Below are 16575 nucleotides of genomic sequence, written 5' to 3'. Positions count from 1 at the left end.
CATGAACACCAGCCAGCCGGCGATCGAGGACGTCCTGCCGCTCTCCCCGCTGCAGGAGGGCATGCTCTTCCACTCCGGATACGACCCGGAGTCGAAGCACCTCTACATCGCGCAGTTCACGGTCGACCTGGACGGCGCGCTCGACCCGGACCGGCTCAAGGAGGCCGCCGGCGCCCTGCTGCGCCGCCACGCCAACCTCCGGGTCGCCTTCACGCACCGCAGGAACGGCGACCCCGTCCAGGTGGTCCGTCGCGACATGCCGCTGGCCTGGCAGGAGCACGACCTCGGCGGTCTCGACGCGCCGGCCGCCGAGGCCCGCGCCGCCGAACTGACCGAGCAGGACTGGGCCCTGGGAGTGGACAGCCGCCGCCCGCCGCTGCTGCGCTTCACCGTCGTCAGGCTCGGCGCCACACGGCACCGGCTCCTGGTGACCGCCCATCACCTGCTCCTGGACGGCTGGTCGTTCGGACTGCTCTTCCGCGAACTGTTCGCCCTCTACGGGAACGGCGAACTGCCGCCCGTCCGGCCGTACCGCACCTACCTGACCCACCTGGCGCGGCGCGACCGCCCGGCGGCCGAGCAGGCCTGGCGCACCGTACTGGCCGGTCTCGACCAGCCCACCCGGCTCGCTCCGGGCGGCCAGGTGTCGCCCGGGGCCACCCCCGAGGACGTGGTCCTGCACCTGGGCGAGCAGCAGACGGCGGCCCTGACCGCCCGGGCCCGGGAGTGCGGCCTGCTGCTCACCAGCGTGATCCAGGGCGCCTGGGCCGTCCTGCTCGCGCGCAGCACCGGCCACGACGACGTCGTGTTCGGCTGCACGGTCAGCGGCCGGCCCGCGGAACTGGCCGGATCCGACCAGATGATCGGCATGCTCATCAACACCGTGCCGGTCCGCGCCCGGATCGACGGATCCGCCCCGCTGCGCGAGACGTGCCGGGCGCTGCAGCACCAGCGCGCCGACCTGGCCGACCACGACCACCTCGGACTGACCGAGCTCCAGCGCCTGGCCGGCTCCCCGGCCGCCCTCTTCGACACGAACCTGGTCTTCGAGAACTTCCCGATGAGCGACTACGCGCTCGACCTGCCGGGCGTCGACCTGGACGCGCAGATCCGGTTCCGGGACACCACGCACTTCCCGCTCACCCTGGTGGTCGAGCCGGGCGCCTCACTCGGGCTCAGGCTCAGCCACCACCCCGAACTGCTCGACCGGGCGCGGACGGCGGAACTCGGCGCCCGGCTGGTGCGGCTGCTGGAGCGGTGGGCGGCCGACCCCGACACCCCGGTCAGTGCCCTCGACACCCTCACCGCCCAGGAGCGGGGCCGCGTCCTCGTGGACTGGAACGACACCGCCGCCGACTTCCCCGCCCAAGCCCTGCCCGAACTGATCGAGGCCCAGGTCGCCCGCACCCCCGAGGCCACCGCCGTCGTCTTCGAGGGGCAGCGCCTGAGCTACCGCGCGCTGGACGAGCGCGCCGGCCGCCTGGCGTCCGTGCTGACCGCCCGCGGCATCGGGCCCGAGAGCCTGGTCGCGGTCGCGCTGCCGCGCTCCCTGGAGCTGATCGTCGCCCTGTGCGCCGTGCTCAAGGCCGGCGCCGCGTACCTGCCCGTCGACCTCGGCCAGCCCGCGGCGCGCAACCTCGGCATCATGGCGGACGCCGCTCCGGCACTGCTGCTGAGTTCCGGCTGGCAGGCGCCGGGGACGCCGACCCTGCGACTGGACGCCCCGCTCCCCGAGGCCAAGCCCGCTCCCCGGCCCACCCTCGACCCCCGCCACCCCGCCTACGCCATCTTCACCTCGGGCTCCACCGGCCGCCCCAAGGGCGCCCTCGTCTCCCACGAGGCCATCGTCAACCGGCTGGAGTGGATGCAGCGCACCTACCGGCTCGGTCCCGACGACCGTGTGCTGCAGAAGACGCCGTGCGGCTTCGACGTGTCGGTGTGGGAGTTCTTCTGGCCGCTGCTGACCGGCGCCACCCTGGTGGTGGCCCGGCCCGACGGCCATCAGGACCCGTCGTACCTGGCCGAGCTGATCGAACGCGAGTCCGTCACCACCGCGCACTTCGTGCCGTCCATGCTGGACGCGTTCCTGAGCGGGCCGGACGCGTCGCGGGCCCGCTCGCTGCGCCGGGTGATCAGCAGCGGCGAAGCGCTCTCCCCTCACACCCAGGAGACGTTCTTCCGCACCCTCCCGGACACCGAGCTCCACAACCTCTACGGCCCGACCGAGGCCGCCGTCGACGTCACCCTCTGGGCCTGCCGGCCCGGCCCCGGCCCCGTCCCGATCGGCCGCCCCGCCGCCAACACCCGCGCGTACGTGCTCGACGGCCGGCTCGAACCGGCCGCGCCCGGCACGGCCGGTGAGCTCTACCTGGCCGGCGTCCAGCTGGCACGCGGCTACCTCGGCCGGCCCGGGCTGACCGCCGAGCGGTTCGTGGCCTGCCCCTTCGCGCCGGGCCAGCGCATGTACCGCACCGGTGACCTGGTGCGCTGGCGCCCGGACGGCGTCCTGGAATACCTGGGGCGCACCGACGACCAGGTGAAGATCCGCGGCTTCCGGATCGAGCTCGGCGAGGTGCAGAACGCCGCCGCGGGCTGCGACGGCGTCGCCCACGCGGCCGTCGTCGTCCGCGAGGACCGGCCGGGCGATCCGCGGCTGGTCGCCTACGTGGTGCCGGCCACGGGCGCCGACCCGACGCCCGCCGCGCTGCGCCGTGCCCTGGCCGCCGTGCTGCCGGAGCACATGGTGCCGGCGGTGGTCGTCCTCGACGGCCTGCCGGTGACGCCGAACGGGAAGCTCGACCGGCGGGCCCTGCCCGCACCCGGCCACCGCGCGGGGGGCCGCACCGGGCGCACCGCCCACGAGGAGGTCCTGGCGGGCCTGTTCGCCGCGGTGCTGGGCCTGCCCGAAATCGGCGTGGACGACGACTTCTTCGACCTGGGCGGCCACTCCCTGCTGGCCATGCGCCTGGTGACCCAGGTGCGCGGCGCCCTCGGCGTGGAACTGGGGGTCCGCGAGGTCTTCAACACCCCCACGGTCGCGGGCCTCGCCGCCCGCCTCGACGGCGCGGGCGGCGCCCGCCCGGCGCTGCGGCCCGCGCAGCGCCCCGCCCGGCTGCCGCTGTCCGCCGCCCAGCGGCGGCTGTGGTTCCTCGACCGCCTCGACGGGCCGAACCCCGCCTACCACAGCGCGGTGGCCGCCCGGCTCAGCGGCCCGGTCGACGTGCCCGCGCTGCGCGCGGCGCTGGTCGACCTCGCCGAACGGCACGAGGTCCTGCGCACCGTCTACCCGGAGGTGGGCGGCGAGCCGTGCCAGCGCGTGCTGCCCGCGGCCCCGTTGGAGCTGGAGGTCCTCGACGCCGCCCGGGCCGACATCGCCGAGGTCGCGGGCCGCGCCTTCGACCTGGCCGTGGCCGCCCCGGTCCGCGCCGCCCTGCTGACGGCCGGGACCGACGAGCACACCCTGGTCCTGGCGCTCCACCACATCGCCACCGACGGCGAGTCCTGGGGGCCGCTGCTCGGCGACCTCGCGGCGGCGTACGCGACCCGGCGGGAGGGCCGGGAGCCGGACCGCGCACCGCTGCCGGTGCAGTACGCCGACTACACGCTCTGGCAGCGGGACCTGCTGGAGGGCGTGGGGGAGGAGCAGCTCGCCTACTGGCGCGAGGCGCTGTCCGGGCTGCCCGAGGAGCTGGCCCTGCCCGCCGACCGCCCCCGCCCGGCGGTGGCCGGCCCGGCGGGCGACGCGGTCGCCTTCGACCTGGACGCCGCACTCACCGGCCGGCTCGAAGCGCTGGCACGGGAACACGGCTGCACCCTGTTCATGGTGCTCCAGGCGGCGCTCGCGGTGCTGCTGTCCCGCCTCGGCGCGGGCACGGACATCCCGGTGGGAACGGTGGCCGCGGGCCGCTCGGACGAGGCACTGGACGACCTGGTCGGCTTCTTCGTCAACACCCTGGTCCTGCGCACCGACGTCTCGGGCGACCCCGCCTTCGGCGAGCTGCTGCACCGGGTACGGGAGACCGACCTGGCCGCGTTCGCCCACCAGGACGTGCCCTTCGAACAGGTCGTCGAGGCGGTCAACCCGCGCCGCTCGCTGGCCCGTCACCCCCTCTTCCAGGTGGCGCTGACCCTGCGGCGCGCGGCGTCCACGGCCGCCGTGGAGCTGGCCGGGCTCACCGCCGACACGAAGGAAGTCGACGTCACCGAGGCCGAGTTCGACCTCGCGTTCCAGTTCACCGAGGAGAGCGGTCCGGCGGGCGGGCTGCGCGCCGTGGCCAAGTACCGCACCGAGCTCTTCGACCGCGACACCGTCCGCACACTCGGCGCACGGCTGCGCACGGTCCTGGAGTCGGTGGTCTCCCGGCCGCGCGCACGGGTGTCGGAGCTGGAACTGCTGCTGCCCGGCGAGCACACCCGGCTGGTCGGGGAGCGGCCGGCCGCCGCGCCGTCGCGCCCGGATACCCCCGGGGGAGTCCACCTGGCGTTCACCCGCCAGGTGGCCCGCACCCCTGACGACGTCGCGCTCAAGGCCGGACCGGTCGAGCTGACGTACCGCGAGCTCGACGAGCGCGCGAACCGGCTCGCACACCGGCTGACCCGGATCGGTGTCGGCACCGAGACCCCGGTCGGCGTGCTGATGGGGCGTTCCCCCGACGTGGTCGTGGCGATGCTGGCCGTCCTCAAGGCCGGCGGCGCGTACGTGCCGCTGCACACCGGCCACCCCGCCCCGCGCATCCAGCGGATCCTCGACGACGCCGGCTGCCCGGTCCTGCTGGTGGACGAGCGGTTCCACCGGCTGGAACTCGACTGCGGGCAGACCGTCCTCGTGAGCGGAGCCGAAGCCGACGGCCCGGCCGGAACCGGCGACAGCGACCCCGCCGCCCCGCCGGCGCGGTGCCGACCCGACCAGCTGGCCTACCTCATGCACACCTCGGGCTCCACCGGCGAGCCCAAGGGCGTCGCCGTCACCCACCGGGACGTCCTGGACCTGGTGGCGGACCGCAGCTGGCACACCGGCGGACCCCAGCGCGTGCTGTTCCACGCCCCGCACGCCTTCGACATCGCCGACTACGAGCTGTGGGTGGCCCTCCTGTCCGGCTGGCAGGTGGTCGTCGCCCCCGAGGGCGAACTCACCGTCGCCGCACTCGGTGCACTCATCCGCGACGAGCGGATCACGGCCGTCCACCTCACCGCCGGACTGTTCCGGGTGGTCGCCGAGGAGCACCCCGGCATCCTGGCCACCGTGCGCGAGGTGCTGACCGGCGGCGACGTGGTCAGCCCCGCCGCGGTACGGGCGGTGCAGGCCGCCTGCCCGGCCACGGCCATCCGCCACCTGTACGGCCCGACCGAGGTGACCCTCTGCGCGACCTCCCACCTCGTCACCGGCCACGCCGACGGCCCGGTGCCGATCGGCCGGCCGCTGGACGACACCCGCGTCCACGTGCTCGACGACCGGCTGCGCCCAGTGCCGCCCGGCACCCCCGGCGAGCTGTACGTCGCCGGTGCCGGAGTGGCGCGCGGCTACCACCGGCGGCCGGCGACGACCGCCCAGCGCTTCGTCGCCGACCCCTTCGGCGCACCCGGGACCCGGATGTACCGCACCGGCGACCTGGCCCGTCTGCGGACGGACGGCCTGCTGGAATTCCTCGGCCGGGCCGACGAGCAGGTGAAGGTCCGCGGCTTCCGGGTCGAGCCGGGCGAGGTCGAGGCCGCGCTCGCCGCCTGCCCGGGCGTACGCCAGGCCGTGGTCACCGCCAGGGCGGCCGGGGACGGCGAGAAGCGGCTGGTCGGCTACGTGGTGGGCGCACTCTCCCGGTCCGACGTGCGTGCCCGGCTCGCCGGCCTGCTGCCGGACTACATGATCCCCGCGTACATCGTCGTCCTGGACGACCTGCCGCTGACCGCCAACGGCAAGGTGGACTACCGGGCCCTGCCCGAACCCGCGCCGTCCACCGACGGCCGCCCGCCGCGCACCCCCCGGGAGGAGATCCTGGCGGGTCTCTTCGCCGAGCTCCTGGACCTCGACACCGTCGCCGCCGACGCCGGCTTCTTCGACCTGGGCGGCCACTCCCTGCTCGCGACCAGGCTGGTCAGCCGCGTCCGCACGGCCCTGGGCGTCGAACTGTCGCTGCGGGACGTCTTCCGGGCGCAGACCGTCGCCGCGCTGGCCGAGCTGGCGGGCCGCGCCGGGCACGCCCGGCCGCCACTGCGCCGGACACCGTGCGCGCAGGAGCCCCCGCTGTCCTTCGCCCAGCACCGGCTGTGGTTCGCCCAGCAGGCGCAGGAGGAGTCCGCGGACCACAACGTCCCCTTCGCCTACCGGCTGCACGGCCCGCTGGACGTGGCCGCCCTGAACGCGGCACTCGGCGATCTCACCGCCCGCCACGACGTGCTGCGGACCCTGTTCGACGAGATCGACGGGGAACCCCGGATCCGGCTGCGCACCGCGGCACAGGCACCGGTGACGGTGCAGTGCGAGCGCCTCACCGAGGCGGACCTGCCCGGGGCCGTACGCGAGGCGGCGGGCCACCACTTCGACCTCGCGCAGGACCTGCCCCTGCACGCCCGGCTGTTCGAACTGGGCGGCGACGCATGGGTGCTGGTGCTGGTGGTGCACCACATCGCCACCGACGGCTGGTCCTGGGCGCCCCTGCTGGGCGACCTGGCGACCGCCTACGCGGCCCGGCGGGAAGGCCACGCGCCCGACTTCGAGCCGCTCCCGGCGCAGTACACCGACTACACCCTGTGGCAACGCGAGCTGCTCGGGGACGAGCACGACCCGAACAGCCTGATCCGTCGCCAACTGGACTTCTGGAGGAAGGAACTGGCCGACGCCCCGGCCGAGCTGGCCCTGCCCCACGACCGGCCCCGGCCGGCCGTGGCGAGCTTCGCGGGCGGCTCCGTCCCGGTGGAGCTCGACGCGGACCTCCACGCCCGCCTGCTGGAACTGGCCCGGCAGCACGGCTGCACCCTGTTCATGGTGCTCCAGGCCGGCCTCGCGGTTCTGCTGTCGCGCCTGGGCGCGGGCACTGACATCCCCATCGGCACCGTGGTCGCGGGCCGCTCGGACGAAGCACTCGACGACCTCGTCGGCTTCTTCGTCAACACCCTCGTGCTGCGCACCGACGTCTCCGGCGATCCCACCTTCACCGACCTCCTGCACCGGGTGCGCGAGACCGACCTCGCCGCGTACGAGCACCAGGACGTGCCCTTCGAACGGGTCGTGGTCGACCTCAACCCCGAACGCTCCCTGGCCCGCCACCCCCTCTTCCAGGTGCTGCTCCAGGTGCAGAACGAGCCCCCGGCCCTGCCCCGCCTGGCAGGCCTCGACGCACAGGCTCACCCCGTCGAGTGGCAGGTGTCGAAGTTCGACCTGGGCATCGACCTCGGCGAACAGCGCGCGGCGGACGGCAGCCCGCTCGGCCTCACCGGCGAACTCACCTACGCCGCCGAACTGTTCGACCACCGGACCGCCGAGCGGATGGCGCAGGACCTGGCCGCCGTCCTGCGGAACCTCGCGGCCGACCCCGGGCAGCCGGTGGGCACGCTCGCGCGACTGCCGCACCCCGCCCAGGACCGGCCGTCCGAGAACACGGCCGCACCGGACACCGGCGACGGGACCGAACAGCGGGTCCGCGAGCTGTACGCGCAGGTGCTCGGCAAGGAGTCGGTCGGCCCCGACGACAACTTCTTCGCCCTCGGCGGCCACTCGCTGCTGGTGACCCGCCTCATCAGCCGGATCCGGGCGGAGCTGGGCCGCGAGCTGAAGATCCGCGACCTGTTCCAGAACCCCACACCGGCCATGACCGCCGCCCGACTGGACGACGCGCCCCGGGCACGCCCCGCGCTGCGCCCCACGAAGTCCTGAACCCGCCCGTCGCACACCCGCACGTCCCAGGAGGTCCTGTGTTTCCCGTTTCGTTCGCCCAGCGGCGGCTGTGGTTCCTCAACCAGATGGGCGAGACCGGCTCGGCCTACAACTGCCCGCTGGCCACCCGGCTGCACGGCCCGCTCGACGTGGCCGCCCTCGGCGCGGCGCTCGGCGACCTCGCCGCCCGCCACCACGTGCTGCGAACCGTGTTCCCCGAGGCCGACGGAGAGCCCGTGCAGCAGGTGTCGGACCGCCTCCCGCGCCTCCGGGTCACCCGGACAACGGAGGCGAACCTCGCGACCGCCCTCGCCGAAGAGGCCGGGCACGTCTTCGACCTCACCACCAAACTCCCCCTCCGGGCAGAGCTGTTCGAGCTGGGCGGCGACCAGTGGGTGCTGCTGCTGGTCGTGCACCACATCGCGACGGACGGCTGGTCGTGGGCGCCGCTGCTCGGCGACCTGGCCGCCGCCTACGCGGCCCGGCGCGAGGGCCGGGCGCCCGACTTCGAGCCGCTGCCGGTGCAGTACACCGACTACACGCTCTGGCAACGGCAGGTCCTGGGGGAGGACGACGACCCCGACAGCCTGATCACCCGCCAACTCGACTTCTGGAAGAAGGAGCTGGCAGGATCCCCCGCGGAACTCGCCCTGCCCCACGACCGGCCCCGGCCGGCCGTGGCGAGCTTCGCGGGCGGCTCCTTCCCCGTCACGCTGCACGCCGAACTGCACGCACGGCTGCTCGACGTGGCACGGGAACACGGTTGCACGCTGTTCATGGTGCTCCAGGCCGGCCTTGCCGTCCTCCTGTCCCGCCTCGGCGCGGGCACCGACATCCCCGTCGGCACGGTCGTCGCGGGCCGCTCGGACGAGGCACTGGACGACCTGGTCGGCTTCTTCGTCAACACCCTGGTTCTGCGCACCGACATATCCGGCGATCCCACCTTCACCGAACTCCTCCACCGCGTACGCGAGGCCGACCTCGCTGCCTACGAGAACCAGGACGTCCCCTTCGAGCGGGTCGTCGAGGCGCTCAACCCCGAACGCTCCCTCGCCCGCCACCCCCTCTTCCAGGTGATGATGACGCTGGAGAGCGGACACGGCCCGGCGTTCACCCTGCCCGGCACGCGCTGCGCCGAGCAACCGGTCGGCTGGGACATCGCCAAGTTCGACCTGACGGTGGACTTCCACGAGCGGACGGGCAGCGACGGCACCCCGGCCGGGGTCACCGGAGCACTGGAGTACGCGACGGACCTCTTCGACCACGAGACGGCCACGGACCTGGCGGCCGGCATCGCCCGCGTACTGGAGCGCCTGGCCGCCGACCCCGGCGTGCCGCTCTCCCACGTCGACCCCCTCTCCGCCGAACAGCGCGAGCAGGTCCTGATCCACTGGAACGACACCGCGGCCCCCGTCCCCCCGCAGACCCTCCCGGAGCTGTTCGAGGCGCAGGTCGCCCGCACCCCCGACGCAACCGCCCTGGTCTTCCAGGACACGGCGCTGAGCTTCGCCGAACTCGACGCACGCGCCAACACCCTGGCGCACCGCCTCGCCGACCACGGGGTCGGCCCCGAGCACCTCGTCGCCCTGGCCCTGCCCCGCTCCGCCGCCTCGGTGATCGCACTCCTCGCCGTGCTCAAGGCCGGCGCCGCGTTCGTCCCGGTCGACACCGACTACCCGCCCGAGCGCATCGCCCGCCTGCTGCGCACCACGACCACCGTCGTCACGGACCTCGCCACCACGGCGACCCTCCCCGACACCGGCGCCGCCCACGTCCTCGCCGACGCCCCCGGCCACTTCCCGGACACACCCCTCGGTCGCGAGATCCACCCCCACAGCGCCGCCTACGTCATCCACACCTCCGGATCCACCGGCGAACCCAAGGGCGTGGTGATCGACCACGCCGGACTGCGCAACCTGTACGCCTTCCACCGAGCCGGCGTCATCTCCCGCGCGCAGGAGATCGGCAACGGCCGCAGGATGCGCATGGCACTCACCGCCGCGCTCTCCTTCGACACCTCCTGGGAGGGCCTGCTCTGGATGGTCGCGGGCCACGAACTCCACCTGATCGACGACGACACCCGCCGCGACGCCGCCGCCCTGGTCCGGCACATCGCCCGCTCGGGCATCGACGCCCTCGACGTCACCCCGACCTACGCCGAGCAACTGGTCGAGGAGGGACTGCTGGACGACCCCGCGCACCGACCCCAGGTGCTGCTGCTGGGCGGTGAAGCGGCGGGCGCAGCCCTGTGGACCCGGGTCCGCGAGGCCGACGGGATGCTGTGCCACAACCTCTACGGCCCCACCGAGTGCAGCGTCGACACCCTGTGGTGGGACGCGGCCCACAGCGAGCAGCCGATGGTGGGACGCCCGATCGCCAACACCCGCGCCTACGTGCTCGACGACCGGCTGCGCCCCGTCGCCCCCGGCGTACCCGGCGAGCTGTACCTGGCCGGCCCGAGCCTGGCCCGCGGCTACCTCAACCGCCCCTCGCTCACCGCGCAACGCTTCGTCGCCTGCCCCTTCGAGGCCGGCGGCCGCATGTACCGTACGGGTGACCTGGTCCGCTGGGACCGCGAGGGCCGCCTCGAATACCTGGGACGCGCGGACGACCAGGTCAAGATCCGGGGCTTCCGGATCGAACCCGGCGAGGTGGAGGCCGCGCTGCGCGGCTGCCCCGAGGTGGCCCAGGCCGCGGTGATCGCCCGGGACACAGGCCCCGGCGGCAAGCGCCTGGTGGCGTACGTGACCGCGGCCGCGGGCCGCACCGTGGAGGCCGGCGCGCTGCGCAAGCGGCTCGCCGCCGGCCTGCCCGACCACCTGGTCCCCTCGGCCGTCGTGGCCCTGGAGACGCTCCCGATGAACCGCAACGGGAAGCTGGACCGCACCGCGCTGCCCGCACCGGACTTCACCGCGCAGACCTCCTCGCGGGCGCCGCGCGGCCCCCGCGAGGAGATCCTGGCGGAACTCTTCGCTCAGGTGCTCGGCCTGTCCGCCATCGGCGCCGACGACGGCTTCTTCGACCTCGGCGGACACTCCCTGCTGGCCACCCGCCTGCTCTCCCGCATCCGTGCGACCCTCGGCGGCGACCTGGGCATCCGGGACCTCTTCCAGCACCCCACCGTGGCCGGGCTCGCCGCCCGCCTCGGCGACCTCGACGGCCCGGGCCGCGCCCGCCCGGCCCTGACCCCGGCCCCGGACCGCCCGGACACCCTGCCCCTGTCGCCCGCCCAGCGCCGCCTGTGGTTCCTGAGCCGCGCGGGCCAGGGCACCGGCTACCACTGCCCGTTCGCCCTGCGGCTGCGCGGCCGGCTGGACACCGACGCGCTGTCCCGGGCCCTCACCGACGTCATCGCCCGCCACGAAGGACTGCGGACGGTGTTCCCGGAACAGGACGGCGAGCCCTACCAGCAGGTGCTGCCGGCCGACGGCACGGTGCCCCTCGACGTCGTGCCGTGCGGCCCCGAGGGCACCGCCGAGGCCCTCGACGCCCTGGTGGCCCGTCCCTTCGACCTGGCCGGGCGCCCGCCCGTGCGCGCGGCGCTCCTGGCCGTCGGCGCGGACGAGTGGGTGCTGGTGCTGGTGGTCCACCACATCGCACTCGACGGCTGGTCCTGGGGGCCCCTCTTCCGCGACGTGGCCGATGCCTACCGGGCCCGGACCGAGCGACACGGCCCCGACTGGTCGCCGCTTCCGGTGCAGTACGCGGACTACACCCTGTGGCAGCGGCAGGTTCTGGGCGAGGAGGACGACCAGGAAAGCCTGATCTCACGCCAGCTCGCCTTCTGGCGCGAGGAGCTGACCGCATCACCGGCGGAACTCGCCCTGCCCTACGACCGGCCCCGTCCGGCGACGGCGACCTTCGCGGGCGGCTCGGTGCCGGTGGAACTGGACGCCGACCTCCACGCCCGCCTCCTGGGCCTGGCCCGGGAACACGGCTGCACCCTCTTCATGGTGCTCCAGGCGGGCCTGGCCGTCCTCCTGTCCCGTCTCGGTGCGGGCACCGACATCCCGATCGGCACCCCGGTCGCCGGCCGCCCGGACGAGGCACTGGACGACCTGGTCGGCTTCTTCGTCAACACCCTGGTCCTGCGCACCGACGTCTCCGGCGATCCCACGTTCGGCGAACTCCTCCACCGCGTACGCGAGGCCGACCTCGCCGCCTACGAGAACCAGGACGTCCCCTTCGAGCGGGTCGTCGAGGCGCTCAACCCCGAACGCTCCCTCGCCCGCCACCCCCTCTTCCAGATCCTGCTCCAGGTGCAGGACGGTGCCGACGCCGCGCTCGAACTCGCCGGACTCGACGTCCGCAGTGAACCCTTCCGCTTCGACGTCGCGCAGTTCGACCTGACCGTCGACGTCCAGGAACGCCGCGCCGCCGACGGCACCCCCGCCGGGATCGGCGGCTTCCTGGAGTACGCAGCCGAACTGTTCGACCACACCACGGCCCAGGACATCGCCGCCGCCCTGGAACGGGTGCTGCACCTGCTCGCGGCGCAACCCGACCGGCCCGTCGGCGCGGCCGACCCCCTGACGCGGGCCGACCGGCAGCGCCTGCTGACGGAGTGGAACGACACCGCGCTGCCGGTGCCGCCCGCCACCCTCCCCGAACTGTTCGAGGCCCAGTGCGCCCGCACCCCGCAGGCCACCGCCCTCGTGCACGGCGCCACGAAGATCACCTTCGCCGAGCTCGACGCCCGGTCGAACCGCCTGGCCCACCGCCTCGCACGGGCCGGCGTGGGCCCCGAGCAGGTGGTCGCGCTCGCCCTGCCCCGCTCGCCCGCAGCCGTGTGCGCCCTGCTGGCCGTCCTCAAGGCGGGCGCGGCGTTCGTGTTCGTCGACACGGACCACCCCGCCGAGCGGATCGCCCACATCCTGACGGACTGCGCCCCGGCGCTCCTCGTCACCGACCGCGAAACCACCCACCGGCTCCCGCTGGACGCGGCCCCGCGCATCCCTCTCCTCCTCACCGACGACCGGAACGCGACCGTGGCCGAGCCCTGCGAGAGCCCCACCCGCGCGCCCCGTCCCGCCGACGCCGCGTACCTGGTGTACACCTCCGGCTCCACCGGCCGCCCCAAGGGCGTCGTCGTCGACCACGCGGCCCTGCGCAACCTCCACGCCTTCCATCGCACCCACACCATCCCGGCCGCCGAACGAACCGACGACACACGGAAGTTGCGTGTGGCACTCGCCGCGTCCCTGTCGTTCGACGCCTCCTGGGACGCCCTGATGTGGATGGTCGCCGGGCACGAACTGCACCTCATCGGCGACGACGTCCGACGCGACGCCGCAGCCTTCGTCAGGTACATCGGCGACGCAGCTCTCGACGTCGTCGACGTGACCCCCACCCACGCCGCCCAACTGGTGGCGGAAGGTCTGCTCGACGCTCCGCCACGCATGCTGCTCATCGGCGGCGAAGCAGCCGACGAACAGCTCTGGAGCCGCCTGCGCGCCACGCCGGGAATGCTCTGCCACAACCTCTACGGCCCCACCGAGTGCACGGTCGACGCCCTGTGGTGGGACACCGCCCGCAGCGAACACCCCCTGGTGGGCGGCCCCGTCGCCAACACCCGCGCGTACGTCCTCGACGCGGCGCTTCGCCCGGTGGCGCCGGGCGTGCGGGGCGAGCTGTACCTCGCGGGCGCCGGACTGGCGCGGGGCTACCACCGCAGGCCGGGGCTGACGGCCCAGCGGTTCGTGGCGTGCCCGTTCGAGGAGGGCGCCCGGATGTACCGCACGGGCGACCTGGTGCGCTGGGACCGCGAAGGGCGGCTGGAGTACCTCGGCCGCACCGACGACCAGGTGAAGATCCGTGGTTTCCGCGTCGAACTCGGTGAGGTCGAGGCGGTGCTCGCAGCCGCCCCGGGCATCGCCCAGGCCGCCGTGACCCTACGCTCCGACGGTCCGGGCGGCGGCAAGCGGCTGGTCGGGTACGTGGTCCCGGGCCAGGACGGTGCCGCGGTGGAGCCCTCCGCGCTGCGCGCCCACGTGGCCGAGGCCCTGCCGGCCCACATGGTTCCGTCCGCGGTCGTCGTGCTCGACGCGTTCCCGCGCACACCCAACGACAAGCTCGACCGGACGGCGCTGCCCGCACCGGATCCGGCCCACACGGCGGGAGCGGCGCGACGGGCACCCCTGACCCGGCGGGAGGAGGTCCTCGCGGGCCTGTTCGCCGAAGCACTGGGCCTGCCCCACGACTCCGTCGGCGCCGACGACGGCTTCTTCGACCTCGGCGGCCATTCCCTGTTGGCAGCTCGGCTGATGTCCCGTGTCCGGGAGGCCCTCGGCGAGGACCTGGGTGTCCAGGACCTCTTCGCGGCCCCCACCGTCGCGGGCCTCGCCGCCCGCGTACCGGAGCGTGGCACCGCGGAGTCCGGCGGTACGGACGACGCGCTCGCCCCCCTGGTCACCCTGCGGTCCGGCGCCGACGGCGAGCCCGCCCTGTTCTGTGTCCACCCGGGCGCCGGCACCGGCTGGGTGTACCGGGCCCTCCTCGACCACCTCGACCCGGACCGGCCCGTCCACGCGCTGCAGGCCCGTGCTCTCGGCGAGCCGGGGGCGCGGCCCGCGAGCGTCGCGGAGATGGCCGACGACTACGCCACCCTGATCCGCACGGCCCAGCCGAGCGGCCCCTACCACCTCCTGGGCTGGTCGTTCGGCGCGCTGGTCGCCCACGCGGTGGCGGTGCGGCTCCAGGCGGACGGCGAGGACGTGGCGCACCTCGTGCTCCTGGACGGCTACCCGGCCACCGAGACGCGGCCACAGACCGGGACGGCCGCGGCGGACCCCCTGCGGGACCTGCTGGACTCGCTCGGCTACCCGGCACAGGAGCCGTCCTGCGCAACGGGGTTCGCCCCGATGACCCTCGCCGACCTCGTCCGCGCGGCCCGGACGGCGGACGGCCCGCTGGCAGCCTTCGACGAGGGGACCATCGCCGCGCTGGGGGAGGCGTACGTCCACCATGACACGCTGGCCGCGGCCCACCGTCCGGGCGTCTTCCGGGGCGACCTCACGCTCGTCGGCGCCGCGCACGAGGCCGACGCACCGGGGCCCGGGACCTGGCAGCCCTACACCTCGGGCCGCATCGACCACCACGAGGCACCGTGCACGCACGGCGAGATGATGGCCGCGAAACCGGCCTCGCAGATCGCCGCGCTCCTGCGCGAGGGCGTGGTCCGCCGATGAGCACGACGATGAGTACGACACCCCGCGCCCTGCGCCGGCGCGACTTCCGCCTCCTGTGGGCCGGCGAGTCCGTCAGCCAGTTCGGTAGTGCGACCACCCGCGTGCTCCTGCCGTTGATCGCGGTGAACACACTGGACGCCGGCTCCTTCACCATGGGCCTGCTGGGCGCCGCGGCCTGGATGCCGTGGCTTCTGCTCGGCCTGCCCGTAGGAGCCTGGACCGACCGGATGAGACGCCGACCGGTGATGATCGTGTGCAACACGGTGTCGGCGGTGCTGATGTTCTCCCTGACGGCGGCGGACTGGCTGGGCCTCCTCACGACCGGTCAACTCCTTCTCGTCGCCCTCCTGTCCGGCACCGCCGACGTGTTCTTCCGCGCGGCCTACAGCGCGTACATCCCCGCCCTCCTGCCGCAGGAGGAACTGGCGGACGGCAACGCCAAGCTCCAGACCAGCGAGTCCGCCGCCGAGGTCGCGGCCCCGGGGGCGGGCGGCGTACTGGCCCAGACGGCGAACGCGGCCCTGGGTTTCCTCGCCGACGGCCTGAGCTTCCTGATCTCGGCCGTGCTCCTCACCCGGATCCGCGCCCGCGAGAGCCCGCCCGGCCGCGAGGAGCGGGCGGGAGCCGACCGGTCCCTGGCCGCCGAGATCCGGGAGGGCATCGTGTTCCTCGCCCGGGACCCGTTCCTGCGGACGATCCTGGCGTGCGACGCCGTGATGAACCTGTTCCTGGCCGGCGCCCAGTGCCTGGCGATCGTCTTCCTCAGCCGAACGGTCGGCGCCGGCGGCGGCGTCATCGGCGTCCTGATCGCCCTGACCGGTCTCGGCGGCGTCCTGGGCGCGGTGATCTCGCCCCGCCTGGCCCGCCGGTTCGGCACCGCCCGGGCGGTCATCCTCTGCGCCTTCTGCAGCGGCCCGTTCGGACTGCTGATCCCGCTCACCACGGACGGCACGGGCCTGCTGGCCTTCCTGGTCGGAGACTTCTGCCTGATGACCGGGGTCGTCGCCGGAAACGTGATCATCGTGAGCTTCCGCCAGGCCTACTGCCCCCCGGACATGCTCGGCAGGGTCAGCTCCAGCATCCGCTTCGTGATGTACGGGACGATTCCGATCGGCAGCCTCCTCGGCGGAACCCTGGGCACCGTCCTCGGCGACCGGGGCGCCCTGTGGCTCCTGTACACGGGCAACGCGCTCTGCGCCCTGCTCCTCCTCATCGGCCCCCTGCGCACCCGACGGGAACTGCCGGTGCCGTGAGGCGAAGCGAAAGGCGCCGCCACGGCCCTTCCTGAGCCTGGGCGCGATCCCGGCCGCCGGGCGCCACGCAGCCAGATGCGGCGAAGCCTTCAGCTGGTCGTCGATCGTGACGTAGATTGCCCGTGCGAGGGTGTCCAATCCTGTCTTCACCTGATTCTGCCGAGGAAGCCCGGGGCTTCAGGACTCCGTTGGGAAATTCGCAAACCGCTGATGAACAGTTGTCCGGGCTGCCATGATCGGCCTGTTCGTCGATCGAGGGTGGGACTGG

Annotated in this window: 3 protein-coding genes; all 3 read left to right on the top strand. The window is 74.2% G+C overall.

From position 1 onward, the window contains the following. The first annotated feature begins 1 nt into the window (after position 1). From ACIRYZ_RS37755 to ACIRYZ_RS37745, 3 genes are read left to right on the top strand one after another with little or no spacing between them, the layout of a single operon-like run. Positions 2-7867, top strand: a complete 7866-nt coding sequence (locus ACIRYZ_RS37755; RefSeq protein WP_402952990.1) for an amino acid adenylation domain-containing protein — start codon at positions 2-4, stop codon at positions 7865-7867. Positions 7868-7905: 38 nt separating this feature from the next. Beyond that, the gene (locus ACIRYZ_RS37750) at positions 7906-15054 is read left to right on the top strand and encodes an amino acid adenylation domain-containing protein (RefSeq protein WP_402952989.1); all 7149 of its coding nucleotides are present in this window, start codon (positions 7906-7908) and stop codon (positions 15052-15054) included. Positions 15055-15062: 8 nt separating this feature from the next. Beyond that, positions 15063-16307 carry an MFS transporter gene (locus ACIRYZ_RS37745; protein ID WP_402952987.1) on the top strand — a complete coding sequence of 415 codons (1245 nt, stop codon included), beginning with the start codon at positions 15063-15065 and terminating at the stop codon, positions 16305-16307. Positions 16308-16575 lie beyond the last annotated feature (268 nt).

The organism is Kitasatospora sp. NPDC101155 (assembly GCF_044768305.1).
GTDB lineage: Bacteria > Actinomycetota > Actinomycetes > Streptomycetales > Streptomycetaceae > Kitasatospora.
This window is presented reverse-complemented; position numbering and strand designations above follow the sequence as displayed.

Excerpts from the sequence above, each read along its gene's own strand:
- ACIRYZ_RS37755 (WP_402952990.1), top strand. The coding sequence starts at position 2 with ATGAACACCAGCCAGCCGGCGATCGAGGACGTCCTGCCGCTCTCCCCG.
- ACIRYZ_RS37745 (WP_402952987.1), top strand. The coding sequence starts at position 15,063 with ATGAGTACGACACCCCGCGCCCTGCGCCGGCGCGACTTCCGCCTCCTG.